Origin of the sequence: Streptomyces pseudogriseolus (assembly GCA_002154585.1) — a bacterium.
GTDB classification, from domain to species: Bacteria; Actinomycetota; Actinomycetes; order Streptomycetales; family Streptomycetaceae; genus Streptomyces; species Streptomyces pseudogriseolus.
Map to the genome: position 1 here is coordinate 1,067 of MUNG01000532.1, position 301 is coordinate 1,367.

Sequence of the window (301 nt, forward strand, 5' to 3'; positions counted from 1 at the left end):
ACGGCGGGGCCCGTCGACTCCAGGTCCGGCTGGGTGATGACGGTGGCGTTCTGCACCTGGATGTCGCCGACCGTCGTCGACGCGTTGTCCGGCTGGATCTGCAGGGTCTGGGCGTTGTTGCCGNNGGCGGCGGCGAGGGCGCCGCGTCGAAGGCTGCTGCTCACGGCGGCGGCAACTCCTTGACTCGAGCGTGTGTGGCGACCCGGGTAAAGCCGCCCTAAGTGTCTGTCAGCGGCCTCAGGTTACCGAGCCTCCCGCAGGCCGCTGCACCCGACCCTCCCCACGCCTACCCAGGTCGTGC

At 70.6% G+C, this 301-nt stretch carries 1 pseudogene; it reads right to left on the reverse strand.

Annotated elements, in window-relative coordinates:
• Positions 1-164: pseudogene (locus CCN29_RS36495) on the reverse strand (DUF461 domain-containing protein); the annotation flags it as partial.
• Positions 165-301 lie beyond the last annotated feature (137 nt).